Here is a 13570-nt window from a genome sequence, read left to right as displayed (position 1 = left end):
GGACCGGGCAAACGGATTAACTTTTGGATTTCACCATGGTGCTTTTGTCGCCGCCAAACGGCACGGCCCCGCTAAACGGTTTGCCATCAATGGCATCATGCGTACGCAATGCTTCAGGCCGCAGCCAGCGCTGTACGCGAGACGGCATATCGAGACCAATCAGCAGGATCACCACAAATGTCAGGCCGAAAGAGAGCGATCCCAACGCGGTGCCCAGATCCAGTCGTTGGGCAATCAGCGCACCGATGATCGGTGCCAACGCCCCGCCCAGTGCACCCACGTTGTAGGTGAAGCCCAGACCCGCCGCACGCTGGTCGGTATCGAAATAGCCGCCAATCAGTTTTGGTAAGATCCCGGAGATCCCCTGACCGAGCATTTGCTGGAAAAACAGCAGTAAACCCAGTACCCAGACGTTTGAGCCGCCAATCGCAAACACTGGAATAATTAGCAACTGCGAAGCCAGCAGACTGCAGACATAGGCCTTACGCGTGCCCAGCCAGTCGCCAAGAAAACCACCGACGCAACAACCGACCGCCGCGCCAAAGCCGCTAAAGAAGAGCACCCTGGCGACAGTGGAAGGGTCATACAGCAGTTCGGTTTTCAGATAGGTTGGCAGCAGCGCCTGAATCGGCCACGAGTAAAGGAAGGCAAACAGCACAACCACCATCAGCATGACGCCCGTCGGCCAGCGTTTCCCGCTGCTTTGCACCATAAAACTAATGAAGATAAACGCGCATATCAGGCCAAGGACCGCCACGATAGCGGCATTTTGCAGGTTGCCTGCAAAGCAGAACCACAGCGCGGTTGCGGCGGCGAGAGTCATCACAATATTGATAACCCGATGTTCGCCCCGGTAGAGAATGTCCACCATCGTGCGTACCGGCGCTTTGCCTTCGTGTTTCTCTTTCCAGTCTTCCGCTTCCGGAATATTTTTACGCAGCCAGAGGGCGAAGATAATCGGCAAAATGCCGATGAAGAACAGCGCGCGCCATCCCCAGACCGGGACCACCAGGCTGTAGACCTGGGCGGCGATCACTGCGCCTACAGAGAAGCCGGAAATCAGGAAGCCGCTGGCTTTGTTTCGCAGGTGCCTGGGCCAGCTTTCAATAACATAAGTTGCGCTGGAGCCGTACTCACCAGCCATCCCCATACCGATAACCAGGCGGGCGATAAACATGGTGGTGTAGCCCGGCGCGAAGCCGCAGGCCAGCGTCCCCACAGAGAACAGAATGATACTGGTGACCATCGCCAGACGGCGTCCATAACGGTCGCCCATCGCGCCCAGCATTAACCCACCAAACCAGCGGGAGATAAAAGCGGCCGAGATCAGACTGGCCGCCTGCACCGTCGTCAGTCCGAATTCGCCTTGTACTTCCGTCAGCACAAGGGCGATTAATACAAAATCAAAACCATCAAGCAAATATCCCAGCCAGGCGGCGGAAAATGCCCGCCATTGCGCCCGATTGAGATGGCGATACCACGGGATGCTCTGGGTAGAAGTACTCATTTTACTCTCCCGACGATCTTTATTTTCGTTGTGGTGCCGGATGGCGGATTCGCCTTATCCGGCCTACGAGTCTTGTTTTTGCAGGCCGGATAAGCATTGTGCTATCCGGCGTCCGATCAGTCGCGTTCCAGCATTAATTGCTGGGCCAGCGCTTTCAGTTCCGGCAGATATTGTTCATCTACCGGGGCAAATGGTTTACGGCACAGCGGAACAGAAACCACGTCCATATAGTGCAATACCGTCTTCAGGCCGCGGAACACGCCAACCTTAATGAGCAGATCGATAACCTTATTGCACTCGGTTTGCAGCTTTTGCGCAGTCCGGATGTCGCCTTCTTTGAGCGCTTTCACAATTCCCTGATAACGCCATCCCATAATGTTGTAAGTGCTACCGATACCGCCATCAGCGCCCGCCAGCAGACCAGAAGCGAAGATCTCGTCATAACCGTTATAAAGCACCAGATCGGGGTGAGCGCGGCGGATTTGTTCCATCTGATAGAGATCGCCTGAGGTTTGCTTCAGCGCGCCAACGCCCGGCAACGTCACCAGCGTGTTGATCTGATCCAGCGTCAGTTTTACGCCGCTCAGCGCCGGGATGTTATAGACCACCATCGGCAAGCCATCAGCGGAATCAATAATTGCGCGGTAGTGATCGCAGTGCTCTTCAAAACTGAACGGATAGTAAAACGGTGTGACGGCTGAAACCGCATCAAAGCCGTAGCGATGCGCGGCACTCGCCAGCTGTTGGCTCTCTTCGGTACTCACTGTGCCAACGTGAGCGATCAGCGTCACCTTGCCTTTCGCTTCTTCGGCAACAATTTCCAGTACCTGCTCTCTCTCAACGCGGTTTTGGACAAATGCCTCACCCGTAGACCCACCGACATACAGCCCGTCGATCCCTTGCCCAATGTTGAAACGCACCAGGCGGCGCAGGCTCTCAATGTCCAGTCGCTGTTGGCTATCGAATGGGGTTAACAACGCTGGCATTACGCCTTTTAAATCTCTTGCCATAGCTACCTCTGATGATGATTAGTGTTATCTGACTGCATACCTTTATACCTGTTATACCAGATCAAATAAGCAGCAATACAATACAGAACGCTTATAGTGCGATCTGCCTCACTAAACGATCGTCAGGATCGCGATTACTTACGCAATTTTTTACTTTTGCTGAAGGCGTGCCAGGTAGCGGAAACGCTGTTGAGATGTTCTTGAAGTGCGCGGTCAGCTTCCTCAGGGTCGCGCTGACGAATCGCGTCGACAATAGCGATATGCTGCTGATAACTCACGTTATTGTGCTCATACAACTCTTGGTCGGCTACGGTCGGACGGGCGGCAATCAGCCAGTCTAACAGCGCAACATGGATAGCCATAAAGATGGGATTGCCCGGGATCTCCGCCAGTATGCGGTGAAAATCAACGTCCGAGCGAATGAACAGCGTATTGTCATCGAGCGACTGGCTGTTGATCTCCAGTGCTTTCGCCAGTCTGTCGATTTGCTCATCCGTCGCATGTTCTGCGGCGTATCGTACCAGGCTGGATTCAAAGAACAGTCGCAGCTGTTCGAAGTGGGCAATGCCGCCGGGATGCGCGAGGAAATCTTTCGCCATACCGGACAGCTCGCTGATAATGGTATCAGCTGAAGGACGCGAAACGCGGGCGCGCTCGCCATTGTTGATTTGCACCAGACCTTTGCGTTTTAACGCTGCCAGCGCTTCTCGTACAGAAGGACGGCCCACGTTAAAGAAGGCCATCAGCTCCCGCTCAGACGGCAACTGTTCGCCCTCGCCAAATTCCCGACGACGAATCATCTGCTCCAGTTCTTCTTCAACCATTTCAGACAGCTTTTTACGCGCCAGCGGGCGATTGCGTAAGCTACGGCCAATGGTGGATGGAGAGTCTTCAGCTTGCGAATCAAATGCGTTCATAGGGCCCATTCAGCTAAGTCGTGGTGACAAATAACAGCGGGTTTATCCTAACACAGGATCGAAAGCAGGGTGAAATGATGGTCAATCAGACTGTCGGGCTTATTGGCGGTCTAACGCATCCGGATATTTTGTTACGCTAAAACATTCAGCTTATCTTTAATTGAAAACAATCATATTCGCTTCGTGAAATTTATGAATATGAACGTGATAAATTATCATAACCATCTATTTTATAACGATAAATAATTTAAACATCGAATTAAAAATAAGATATTCACTCCATAAAAATCACCCGAAAAAATATAACATCCGTTTGGACAACAGCGTTATTACCGGATTTATCTTCTTCTCTGGCATGGAGTGAAACAATGTTCGGCATCATTATCTCTGTCATCGTTTTATTAACGATGGGTTACCTGATCCTCAAAAACTACAAACCGCAGGTAGTGCTGGCAGCCGCAGGGATCTTCCTGATGCTCTGCGGCGTCTGGCTAGGCTACGGCGCGCTGGTCGCTGACGACAAGAGCAGCGGCTATCTACTGGTCGATATTTACAACGAAATTCTGCGTATGCTTTCCAATCGGGCGGCCGGACTAGGGTTATCAATCATGGCGGTAGGTGGTTATGCCCGTTATATGGACAGGATGGGGGCCAGCAGAGCGATGGTTAGCCTGTTAAGCCGTCCGCTTAAGCTAATCCGCTCACCCTATGTTGTTCTTGCCGCCACCTATGTGATTGGTCAGATCATGGCGCAGTTCATCACCAGCGCTTCCGGGTTAGGCATGCTGCTGATGGTGACGCTGTTCCCGACGCTGGTCAGTCTTGGCGTGAGCCGTTTATCCGCGGTGGCGGTCATTGCCACTTCAATGTCAATTGAATGGGGCATTCTGGAAACCAACTCTATTTTTGCCGCGCAGGTGGCGGGCATGAAAATCGCTACCTACTTCTTTCACTATCAGTTACCCGTCGCATCGTGTGTTATCGTCGCCGTCGCTATTGCACATTTTTTCGTTCAGCGGCAGTTTGATAAAAAAGCATTCCCGGAAAGCAACGGATTCGCTGAACAAAAGACGCTGGAAAACGTGCCACCTCTCTATTACGCCATTCTACCCGTCATGCCGCTGCTTCTGATGTTGGGCTCGCTTGCCCTGGCACATATAGGGTTAATGAAAACAGAGCTGAATCTGGTGGTGGTCATGCTGATGAGCATGACGCTGACGATGTTTGTCGAGTTCCTGCATAAACATAATCTGCGCGAAACGATGGATGACGTGCAGGCCTTCTTTGATGGCATGGGAACCCAGTTTGCCAACGTTGTCACGCTGGTGGTCGCCGGTGAGATCTTTGCGAAAGGGTTGACGACTATCGGGACTGTCGACGCCGTAATAAAAGGTGCAGAGCATTCCGGCCTTGGCGGTATCGGCGTGATGATCATCATGGCCGTGGTCATTGCCGCCTGTGCGATTGTCATGGGGTCAGGTAACGCGCCGTTTATGTCTTTTGCCAGCCTGATTCCAGATATTGCCGCCGGACTACATATTCCTGCGGTAGTGATGATTATGCCGATGCATTTTGCTACTACGCTGGCCCGGGCGGTATCCCCCATTACAGCGGTCATTGTGGTGACATCAGGTATTGCGGGCGTATCGCCCTTTGAAGTGGTAAAACGTACGGCCATTCCGATGGCGGTGGGATTTGTGGTCAATATGATAGCCACCATCACGCTGTTTTACTGATCCCGAAGGCAGAAAACAGAACAGGCCCCAAAGGGCCTGTTTTTTTATTTCACTACGCGTAGCGCTGGACGCCCACCGCGAGGCGGCGGCGGCGTGTCATCCGGATCGTTGTCGTCGCCATTGTCAGGCTTATCGCCATCAATGACCGACATGACCGTTTCACTTTCAAAACCAGTTGCGTCGTTGTCGTCATCATTTAAGCTGGCGACATCTTCGTCGTAGGCAGCTTCCGGCTCAAACATAGTACCGGCGCCATTTTCACGAGCATAAATTGCCAGAACTGCCGCCAGCGGTACAGAAACCTGACGCGGCACACCACCGAAGCGCGCGTTAAAGCGCACTTCATCGTTAGCCAGTTCCAGGTTACCCACCGCACGCGGTGCGATATTCAGAACAATTTGCCCGTCACGCGCATATTCCATAGGAACCTGCACGTCCTGAAGCGTCACATCCACCACCAGGTGCGGCGTAAGCTGGTTGTCTAACAACCACTCATAGAATGCGCGCAGCAGATACGGACGGCGTGGTGTTAGCTGTGGCAAATCCATACAGGTTAACCCCGGCCCAGACGCATTTCACGTTCAGGCTCAGTCAGAGAAGCCAGGAAAGAATCACGTTCAAAGACGCGAGTCATGTACCCTTTCAGTTCTTTCGAACCTGCACCGTTGAATTCAATGCCCAGCTGCGGTAAACGCCACAGCAGCGGCGCCAGGTAGCAGTCTACCAGGCTGAACTCATCGCTCAGGAAGTAAGGTTTCTGGCCAAATACTGGTGCAATTGCCAGCAGTTCTTCGCGCAGACGCTTACGCGCGACTTCGGCTTCAGAAGCAGAACCGTTCACGATGACGTTCATCAGCGTGTACCAGTCTTTTTCAATACGCTGCATGTACAGGCGGCTTTCACCACGCGCAACCGGGTAAACCGGCATCAGCGGCGGATGCGGGAAGCGCTCATCCAGGTATTCCATAATGATGCGAGATTCCCACAGGGTCAGCTCACGATCCACCAGTGTCGGTACGCTCTGATTCGGGTTGAGGTCGATCAGATCCTGCGGTGGATTGTCCTTCTCCACATGCTCAATCTCGAAACTAACACCTTTCTCAGCCAGCACAATGCGGACCTGATGGCTATAGATGTCAGTAGGACCAGAAAACAGCGTCATTACCGAACGTTTGTTGGCAGCGACAGCCATGAAAACCTCCAGGTATATTCAGAATTTTTACTGCTACCAGCCACTAAGTGGCCAGCCAGAAGTGATGTCACCCATATTCGGGAAAGCCATTACTGTTCAAAATACAAACAAAAAATGAACGATACCGGACATTTGGGCAGAAAATTGGATGATAGTTTACCAGATTTTGTGACCTTTGTGGTGAGTCGATTCTTGAAATGGGGAAAAAGAGGTGGCAATCAGCGGATTACCGTGGTTATACGGAGAGCAGTAACGATAAAAAAACCCGCCGAAGCGGGTTTTTTCGCAAATTGTTGTCTGCCGAAGCAGAGTACAATTAACGTTTGGAGAACTGAGGACGACGACGTGCTTTACGCAGACCGACTTTCTTACGTTCAACCTGACGAGCATCACGGGTAACGAAGCCAGCTTTACGCAGTTCGCCACGCAGGGATTCGTCGTACTCCATCAGAGCGCGGGTGATACCGTGACGGATCGCACCAGCCTGACCAGAGATACCACCACCTTTAACAGTGATGTACAGATCCAGTTTCTCAACCATGTCGACCAGTTCCAGCGGCTGACGAACTACCATGCGGGCAGTTTCACGACCGAAGTACTGTTCCAGAGAACGTTGGTTGATTACGATTTTACCACTGCCCGGTTTGATGAAAACGCGAGCTGCGGAACTTTTGCGGCGACCAGTGCCGTAGTATTGATTTTCAGCCATTGCCTATAATCCCGATTAGATGTCAAGAACTTGCGGTTGCTGTGCCGCGTGGTTGTGCTCGTTGCCAGCGTAAACTTTCAGTTTACGGAACATAGCACGACCCAGCGGGCCTTTTGGCAGCATGCCTTTAACCGCGATTTCAAGCACACGCTCAGGACGGCGAGCAATCATCTCTTCAAAGGTCGCTTGTTTGATACCGCCGATGTGACCGGTGTGGTGATAGTACACTTTGTCAGTACGCTTGTTGCCAGTTACAGCAACTTTGTCAGCGTTCAGAACGATGATGTAATCACCGGTATCTACGTGCGGAGTATATTCCGCTTTGTGCTTACCGCGCAGGCGCAGAGCCAGTTCGGAAGCCAGACGGCCCAGAGTTTTACCGGTCGCGTCAACAACATACCAGTCGCGTTTTACGGTTTCTGGTTTAGCTGTAAAAGTTTTCATTAAAAGCTTACCCAAATAAATAAGTTACACGTTGGTGAACACCCAAACGTTTTGTCAGTTGAGGTTCACACGACATTGTCCAGCAAACCTACCCCTTCGAATAGCCTATGCCGGCGCATAGAAAGTTTTGGGAAAAAAACTCTCTCGTAACGTGGGGTCGCAAGATTATAGAGAAGTCAGGGTCAAAGATCGACCCCTTTATGTGATTTGCAGCAGGTTTAACCGGCTAAATGTTCCCGCTTCAGATACTCTTCGCTTTGCATCTCCTGCAAACGCGACAAACAACGCTGAAATTCAAACTTCAGACGCTCGCCCTGATAAATTTCATAAAGTGGTGAGGCCGCACTGACCACCAGCTTAACGTGGCGTTCGTAGAACTCATCCACCAGTGCGATAAAACGCCGCGCTTCGCTCTCCATCAGCGTCGTCATGACCGGCACATCAGACAACAGCACCGTATGAAAAAGACGCGATAGCGCAATGTAGTCATGCTGACTACGCGCATCGACACAGAGCGTGGTGAACGACACCGCCAGCGTTTGGTTTTCGACGGCCAGCGTCTGCATCGGACGATGATTGATCTCCAGCGTCGGCGCATGTTCACTTTTCGTTCCCGCTAATGCCAGCCACAGCTTATCCATCTGCTGACGAGTTTCCTCATTCAGTGGTGACAACCACAAATGCGCCTGCGTTAAGGTGCGCAGACGATAATCGACGCCAGCATCGACATTCATGATGTCACAATGCTGTTTGATGGCATCAATGGCAGGAAGAAAACGCGTGCGTTGCAAACCGTTGCGATACAGCTCATCAGGCGGAATATTGGAGGTTGCCACCAGCGTAATACCACGGGCAAACAGCGCTTTCATCAGACCGCCGAGCAGCATGGCGTCGGTGATGTCAGAAACAAAAAATTCGTCAAAGCACAGCACGTCCGTTTCGGCCTTAAAGCGGTCGGCAATGATTTCCAGCGGATCGCTCTGCCCCTGCAGGGCCGTAAGCTCTTCATGGACACGCAGCATAAAACGATGAAAGTGCAAACGCTGTTTACGCCCGCCCGGCAGGCTATGGTAGAACAGATCCATCAGCCACGTTTTTCCGCGCCCGACTCCGCCCCACATATACAGACCACGCACCGGCGCATTGGTCGATGACTCACGTTTTCCCAGCAATTTGCCAAAACGCGCCATCAGTCCGCTCTCCTGCGGCGCAGGACGTGCTGGCGTCGAAAGCGCCTGGAAAATTGTTTCCAGTCGATTCACTGCTTCTTGTTGTACGTTGTCGGGCTGATGACTGCCGTCTTTGAGGGCTTGCTGGTAACGCGATGTCGGGGAAAGGCTTTGCATGATGTTATTGTTATTCCTTGAGAATCGATGTGCCGTCGCTCACGGTTGACGAAAAAAAGGCCGTTCTACATTACGTGATATAAACACGGGATTCCACTTCTACGGGATTAGCGGTTATAGTGGCATAATCAGGCGCAGGCATGGAGCCTAAAGCCAACACCCTACGGAAACACAAGACAACGGGAGATGTTCATGACCTGGGAATATGCGCTAATTGGGTTAGTCGTCGGTATCATTATTGGTGCTGTAGCCATGCGTTTTGGTAATCGTAAATTACGCCAACAGCAGGCATTGCAGTACGAACTGGAAAAAAATAAAGCTGAGCTGGAAGAGTACCGCGAAGAGCTGGTGAGCCACTTTGCCCGCAGCGCTGAACTGCTGGATAACATGGCGGACGATTATCGTCAGATCTACCAGCATATGGCGAAAAGCTCCAGCAACCTGCTGCCGGGTATGTCACCGGAAAATAATCCGTTCCGTAATCGTCTGGCAGAATCCGAAGCGGGTAACGATCAGGCGCCGGTTCAGATGCCGCGTGACTATTCTGAAGGCGCATCTGGCCTGCTGCGTAGTGGCGCAAAGCGCGACTAACCGCACATCGTTAAGAAATTTATTGGGCGCAGCAATTGCGCCCTCCGCTTCTCTTCCTGTCCCAGCTATTATTTAGTCGTTAGCCTCATTGTGACCAAACCGAAAATTCAATAACATCAAACTGTTTTGAATCATCTTCCGTTTACTCAAGGTACGAGAGCAGGATCCATGAAAAAACACACCCAGCTGTTGAGTGCATTAGCGTTAAGTGTCGGGTTAACTCTCTCGGCGCCATTCCCAGCCGCAGCGTCGATTCCCGGCCAGGTTCCCGGTCAGGCTGCGCTCCCCAGCCTCGCCCCGATGCTGGAGAAAGTGTTACCTGCCGTGGTGAGCGTAAGGGTCGAAGGCACCGCCGCTCAGGGGCAGAAAGTCCCGGAAGAGTTCAAAAAGTTTTTTGGTGATGAACTTCCCGATCAACCTGCACAACCTTTTGAAGGGCTGGGTTCCGGGGTCATCATTGATGCCGCCAAAGGCTACGTCCTGACCAATAATCACGTCATCAATCAGGCGCAAAAAATCAGCGTTCAGCTTAATGATGGCCGTGAGTTCGACGCTAAGCTTATCGGCAGCGACGACCAGAGCGATATCGCTCTGCTGCAAATTCAACACCCCAGCAACCTGACGCAAATTGCCATTGCCGACTCCGACAAACTCCGCGTCGGTGATTTCGCGGTGGCCGTGGGTAACCCGTTTGGTTTGGGGCAAACGGCCACCTCCGGCATCGTATCGGCTTTGGGTCGCAGCGGGTTGAACCTGGAAGGTCTGGAAAACTTTATTCAGACCGATGCCTCCATCAACCGGGGTAACTCCGGCGGCGCGTTGCTTAACCTCAATGGTGAGCTGATTGGCATTAACACCGCGATTCTGGCCCCCGGCGGCGGTAGCATCGGTATTGGTTTTGCGATCCCGAGCAATATGGCACGCACGCTGGCGCAGCAACTGATGCAGTTTGGTGAAATCAAACGTGGTCTGCTGGGAATTAAAGGCACCGAAATGACTGCCGATATCGCCAAAGCGTTCAAACTGGACGTGCAGCGCGGCGCGTTTGTCAGCGAGGTTCTGCCTAACTCTGGCTCCGCAAAAGCAGGTGTGAAGTCTGGTGACGTCATTACCAGCCTCAACGGCAAACCGCTCAACAGCTTCGCCGAACTGCGTTCACGCATAGCGACAACCGAACCAGGGACCAAAGTCAAACTGGGCCTGCTGCGTAACGGTAAACCGCTGGAGGTTGAAGTAACCCTGGATACCAGTACATCATCGTCCGCCAGCGCGGAGATGATTGCTCCTGCGTTGCAAGGGGCTACGCTCAGTGACGGTCAGCTTAAAGACGGCACCAAAGGCATCAAAATTGATAACGTTGAAAAAAGCAGCCCAGCCGCGCAGGCCGGTCTGCATAAAGATGACGTTATCATTGGCGTTAACCGCGATCGTGTAAATTCGATCGCCGAAATGCGTAAAGTGCTGGAAACAAAACCGTCGATCATTGCTCTGCAGGTAGTTCGTGGTAACGAGAGTATTTACCTGCTCCTGCGTTAACGCATGCAACCGGACATCAGCCCCCCCGTGTGATGTCCGGTAAACTCGTGATATGCTGCTGCCGTTCCCTTTATTAATGACGCCGCCATCATGTTTGTGAAGCTTTTACGTTCGGTCGCGATTGGTTTAATCGTCGGCGCTATTCTGCTGGCCGCGATGCCCTCTCTGCGAAAAATAAATACGCTTACCGCGCCACAGTTCGACAGTGCAGATGAAACGCCCGCCAGCTATAACCCGGCGGTTCGCCGTGCAGCGCCTGCCGTCGTTAACGTTTATAACCGTAGTATGAACAGCACAGCGCATAACCAGCTTGAGATCCGCACACTCGGCTCAGGCGTTATCATGGATCAGCGCGGCTATATCATTACCAATAAGCACGTCATTAATGATGCCGACCAAATCATCGTCGCGTTGCAGGATGGGCGTGTATTCGAAGCGCTGCTTGTGGGTTCTGATACGTTAACCGATCTTGCGGTGCTGAAAATCAACGCGACTGGCGGACTGCCGACAATCCCAATTAATAACAAACGCGTGCCGCACATCGGCGATGTCGTCCTCGCCATTGGTAACCCGTACAACCTTGGTCAAACCATCACTCAGGGGATTATCAGCGCCACCGGTCGTATTGGCCTGAACCCGACTGGACGGCAAAACTTCCTGCAAACGGATGCCTCCATCAACCACGGCAACTCCGGCGGCGCGTTGGTCAACTCGCTGGGCGAGTTAATGGGTATTAACACGCTGTCGTTTGATAAGAGCAACGATGGCGAAACCCCGGAAGGGATCGGCTTTGCTATTCCGTTTCAGTTGGCAACCAAAATCATGGATAAGCTGATTCGTGACGGGCGCGTGATTCGTGGCTACATCGGCATCAGCGGTCGCGAAATTGCGCCACTGCACGCCCAGGGCGGCGGGATGGATCAAATTCAGGGGATTGTGGTTAACGAAGTGGCTCCAGACGGTCCAGCTGCGCAGGCTGGAATTCAGGTTAACGATCTGATTATTTCGGTCAATAACAAACCGGCGGTATCTGCGCTGGAGACCATGGACCAGGTGGCAGAGATTCGCCCTGGTTCGGTTATCTCTGTTGTCGTGATGCGTGATGACAAGCAGTTGACGCTGCAGGTAACGATTCAGGAATACCCGGCTACAAACTAAATCACAAACGAAACGATGTAAAAAAACCGGAGATAGCTCCGGTTTTTTTATGCGTCAAATTCGCGATATTTGTAGGACGGATAAAGCGTTAAACACCGCCATCCGGCCTACATAAAGGCGTTATTTAACGAACTCTTCACCCAGGGTGATATCTTTCTTCAGCGTATCCAGCATACCTTCCAGCGAGCTCTGCTCAAATGCGCTCAGCTTGCCGATAGACTGGCGTTCTTCTACGCCGTTTTTACCCAACAGCAGCGGCTGAGAGAAAAAGCGAGCATACTGGCCGTCGCCTTCAACGTAAGCACATTCAACCACGCCTTTTTCGCCGCTCAGCGCGCGAACCAGTGACAGGCCGAAACGTGCTGCGGCCTGACCCATAGACAGAGTTGCAGATCCGCCACCGGCTTTAGCTTCCACAACTTCTGTACCCGCATTCTGGATACGCTTGGTCAGGTCAGCCGCTTCTTGCTCAGTGAAGCTCACGCCAGGGATTTGTGACAGCAGCGGGAGAATGGTCACGCCAGAGTGGCCGCCAATAACCGGGACTTCAACGTCACCAGGCTGCTTGCCTTTCAGTTCCGCAACAAAGGTGTTGGAGCGGATGATGTCCAGCGTGGTCACGCCAAACAGTTTGTTCTTATCGTATACGCCTGCTTTTTTCAGCACTTCTGCAGCGATAGCAACGGTCGTGTTCACCGGGTTGGTGATAATACCGATACATGCTTTCGGGCAGGTTTTAGCAACCTGCTGCACCAGGTTCTTCACGATACCGGCGTTAACGTTGAACAGGTCGGAACGATCCATACCCGTTTTACGTGCGACACCCGCAGAGATCAGTACCACATCAGCACCTTCCAGTGCAGGGGTAGCGTCTTCGCCGCTGAAGCCTTTGATTTTCACAGCAGTAGGGATATGGCTCAAATCAACGGCCACGCCAGGCGTTACTGGAGCGATGTCGTACAGGGAGAGTTCTGAACCTGAAGGCAGTTGGGTTTTTAACAGTAATGCTAGCGCCTGACCGATACCACCAGCAGCGCCGAGGACTGCAACTTTCATCCTAAACTCCTTATTATATTGATAAGCAAAGTGTCTATTGCTCCGCGGCGGCGACCTTAATTCACAAATCCAACGAATACAACAACCACGCGTCAAGAATGCGTAGTCACGCAAATTTGGCTTTTATGCATTTAACTTACGTAAAATAAAACCTAAGTTACGTAATTCAAAACCACCCACACAGTAGAGCAACTTTCCAACAGGTGCTGACAATATACCCTACCCACCTCTCAAAACAACATCAATTTGATAACATTTAATTTACTTTTAACCTTATTTGCGAGCCGTGACACAGGCATGTTTCTTGATAACGAAATTTGATAAAATTCCGCTCTTTCATAACATTATTTCAGCCTTGAACAAGGCAG

At 52.0% G+C, this 13570-nt stretch carries 13 protein-coding genes; 4 read left to right on the top strand and 9 right to left on the bottom strand.

The genetic code is table 11. The features are described 5' to 3' along the window. Nucleotides 1-16: 16 nt before the first annotated feature. The 3 genes from nanT to nanR all read right to left on the bottom strand — a co-directional run bounded on the left by nanT (nt 17) and on the right by nanR (nt 3443). Complete coding sequence (gene nanT / locus HV311_RS02530; RefSeq protein ID WP_016154702.1) at nt 17-1507, bottom strand: sialic acid transporter NanT; 1491 nt, start codon at nt 1505-1507, stop codon at nt 17-19. 116 nt (nt 1508-1623) lie between these two features. Then, nucleotides 1624-2517: an N-acetylneuraminate lyase gene (nanA, locus tag HV311_RS02525; RefSeq protein WP_016157581.1), complete on the bottom strand. Its 894-nt coding sequence runs from the start codon at nt 2515-2517 to the stop codon at nt 1624-1626. A gap of 134 nt (nt 2518-2651) precedes the next feature. Beyond that, nucleotides 2652-3443 (bottom strand): transcriptional regulator NanR, encoded by a 792-nt coding sequence (gene nanR / locus HV311_RS02520; RefSeq protein ID WP_016154704.1) that lies wholly within the window; start codon nt 3441-3443, stop codon nt 2652-2654. Nucleotides 3444-3802: 359 nt separating this feature from the next. Between nanR and dcuC the strand changes: the two genes are divergently transcribed. Then, nucleotides 3803-5170, top strand: a complete 1368-nt coding sequence (gene dcuC / locus HV311_RS02515; RefSeq protein WP_191220677.1) for an anaerobic C4-dicarboxylate transporter DcuC — start codon at nt 3803-3805, stop codon at nt 5168-5170. A 44-nt stretch (nt 5171-5214) separates the two neighbouring features. On the opposite strand, the gene sspB is transcribed toward dcuC, so the two are convergent. From sspB to zapE, 5 genes are all read right to left on the bottom strand, one after another. Further along, nucleotides 5215-5718 (bottom strand): ClpXP protease specificity-enhancing factor, encoded by a 504-nt coding sequence (gene sspB, locus HV311_RS02510; RefSeq protein ID WP_047358534.1) that lies wholly within the window; start codon nt 5716-5718, stop codon nt 5215-5217. Between the two features lie 5 nt (nt 5719-5723). After that, nucleotides 5724-6362, bottom strand: a complete 639-nt coding sequence (gene sspA, locus HV311_RS02505) for a stringent starvation protein SspA (RefSeq protein ID WP_003025132.1) — start codon at nt 6360-6362, stop codon at nt 5724-5726. 316 nt (nt 6363-6678) lie between these two features. Further along, nucleotides 6679-7071, bottom strand: coding sequence for a 30S ribosomal protein S9 (gene rpsI, locus HV311_RS02500; RefSeq protein ID WP_003025138.1), 393 nt, complete (start codon nt 7069-7071; stop codon nt 6679-6681). Nucleotides 7072-7086: 15 nt separating this feature from the next. Beyond that, entirely contained in the window at nt 7087-7515 is a 429-nt protein-coding gene (gene rplM / locus HV311_RS02495; protein ID WP_003025141.1) for a 50S ribosomal protein L13, read from the bottom strand. Between the two features lie 218 nt (nt 7516-7733). Continuing rightward, entirely contained in the window at nt 7734-8861 is a 1128-nt protein-coding gene (gene zapE / locus HV311_RS02490; RefSeq protein ID WP_131347000.1) for a cell division protein ZapE, read from the bottom strand. Nucleotides 8862-9053: 192 nt separating this feature from the next. Between zapE and zapG the strand changes: the two genes are divergently transcribed. The 3 genes from zapG to degS all read left to right on the top strand — a co-directional run bounded on the left by zapG (nt 9054) and on the right by degS (nt 12146). Then, complete coding sequence (gene zapG / locus HV311_RS02485; RefSeq protein WP_003025147.1) at nt 9054-9452, top strand: Z-ring associated protein ZapG; 399 nt, start codon at nt 9054-9056, stop codon at nt 9450-9452. A 168-nt stretch (nt 9453-9620) separates the two neighbouring features. Then, the gene (degQ, locus tag HV311_RS02480) at nt 9621-10988 is read left to right on the top strand and encodes a serine endoprotease DegQ (protein WP_016154708.1); all 1368 of its coding nucleotides are present in this window, start codon (nt 9621-9623) and stop codon (nt 10986-10988) included. A 90-nt stretch (nt 10989-11078) separates the two neighbouring features. Further along, nucleotides 11079-12146: an outer membrane-stress sensor serine endopeptidase DegS gene (degS, locus tag HV311_RS02475; protein ID WP_003025154.1), complete on the top strand. Its 1068-nt coding sequence runs from the start codon at nt 11079-11081 to the stop codon at nt 12144-12146. A gap of 120 nt (nt 12147-12266) precedes the next feature. On the opposite strand, the gene mdh is transcribed toward degS, so the two are convergent. Continuing rightward, nucleotides 12267-13202: a malate dehydrogenase gene (mdh, locus tag HV311_RS02470; RefSeq protein ID WP_191220676.1), complete on the bottom strand. Its 936-nt coding sequence runs from the start codon at nt 13200-13202 to the stop codon at nt 12267-12269. Nucleotides 13203-13570 lie beyond the last annotated feature (368 nt).

The organism is Citrobacter sp. RHBSTW-00881 (assembly GCF_013728515.1).
Taxonomy (GTDB): domain Bacteria; phylum Pseudomonadota; class Gammaproteobacteria; order Enterobacterales; family Enterobacteriaceae; genus Citrobacter; species Citrobacter braakii.
The sequence above is the reverse complement of the archived record's forward strand: the minus strand, read 5'-3'. Positions and strand labels throughout refer to the sequence as shown.

What these genes read in the sequence shown, in the direction of transcription:
- nanT (WP_016154702.1), bottom strand. Translation starts at nt 1,507, where the DNA reads ATGAGTACTTCTACCCAGAGCATCCCGTGGTATCGCCATCTCAATCGG.
- nanA (WP_016157581.1), bottom strand. Translation starts at nt 2,517, where the DNA reads ATGGCAAGAGATTTAAAAGGCGTAATGCCAGCGTTGTTAACCCCATTC.
- nanR (WP_016154704.1), bottom strand. Translation starts at nt 3,443, where the DNA reads ATGGGCCCTATGAACGCATTTGATTCGCAAGCTGAAGACTCTCCATCC.
- dcuC (WP_191220677.1), top strand. Translation starts at nt 3,803, where the DNA reads ATGTTCGGCATCATTATCTCTGTCATCGTTTTATTAACGATGGGTTAC.
- sspB (WP_047358534.1), bottom strand. Translation starts at nt 5,718, where the DNA reads ATGGATTTGCCACAGCTAACACCACGCCGTCCGTATCTGCTGCGCGCA.
- sspA (WP_003025132.1), bottom strand. Translation starts at nt 6,362, where the DNA reads ATGGCTGTCGCTGCCAACAAACGTTCGGTAATGACGCTGTTTTCTGGT.
- rpsI (WP_003025138.1), bottom strand. Translation starts at nt 7,071, where the DNA reads ATGGCTGAAAATCAATACTACGGCACTGGTCGCCGCAAAAGTTCCGCA.
- rplM (WP_003025141.1), bottom strand. Translation starts at nt 7,515, where the DNA reads ATGAAAACTTTTACAGCTAAACCAGAAACCGTAAAACGCGACTGGTAT.
- zapE (WP_131347000.1), bottom strand. Translation starts at nt 8,861, where the DNA reads ATGCAAAGCCTTTCCCCGACATCGCGTTACCAGCAAGCCCTCAAAGAC.
- zapG (WP_003025147.1), top strand. Translation starts at nt 9,054, where the DNA reads ATGACCTGGGAATATGCGCTAATTGGGTTAGTCGTCGGTATCATTATT.
- degQ (WP_016154708.1), top strand. Translation starts at nt 9,621, where the DNA reads ATGAAAAAACACACCCAGCTGTTGAGTGCATTAGCGTTAAGTGTCGGG.
- degS (WP_003025154.1), top strand. Translation starts at nt 11,079, where the DNA reads ATGTTTGTGAAGCTTTTACGTTCGGTCGCGATTGGTTTAATCGTCGGC.
- mdh (WP_191220676.1), bottom strand. Translation starts at nt 13,202, where the DNA reads ATGAAAGTTGCAGTCCTCGGCGCTGCTGGTGGTATCGGTCAGGCGCTA.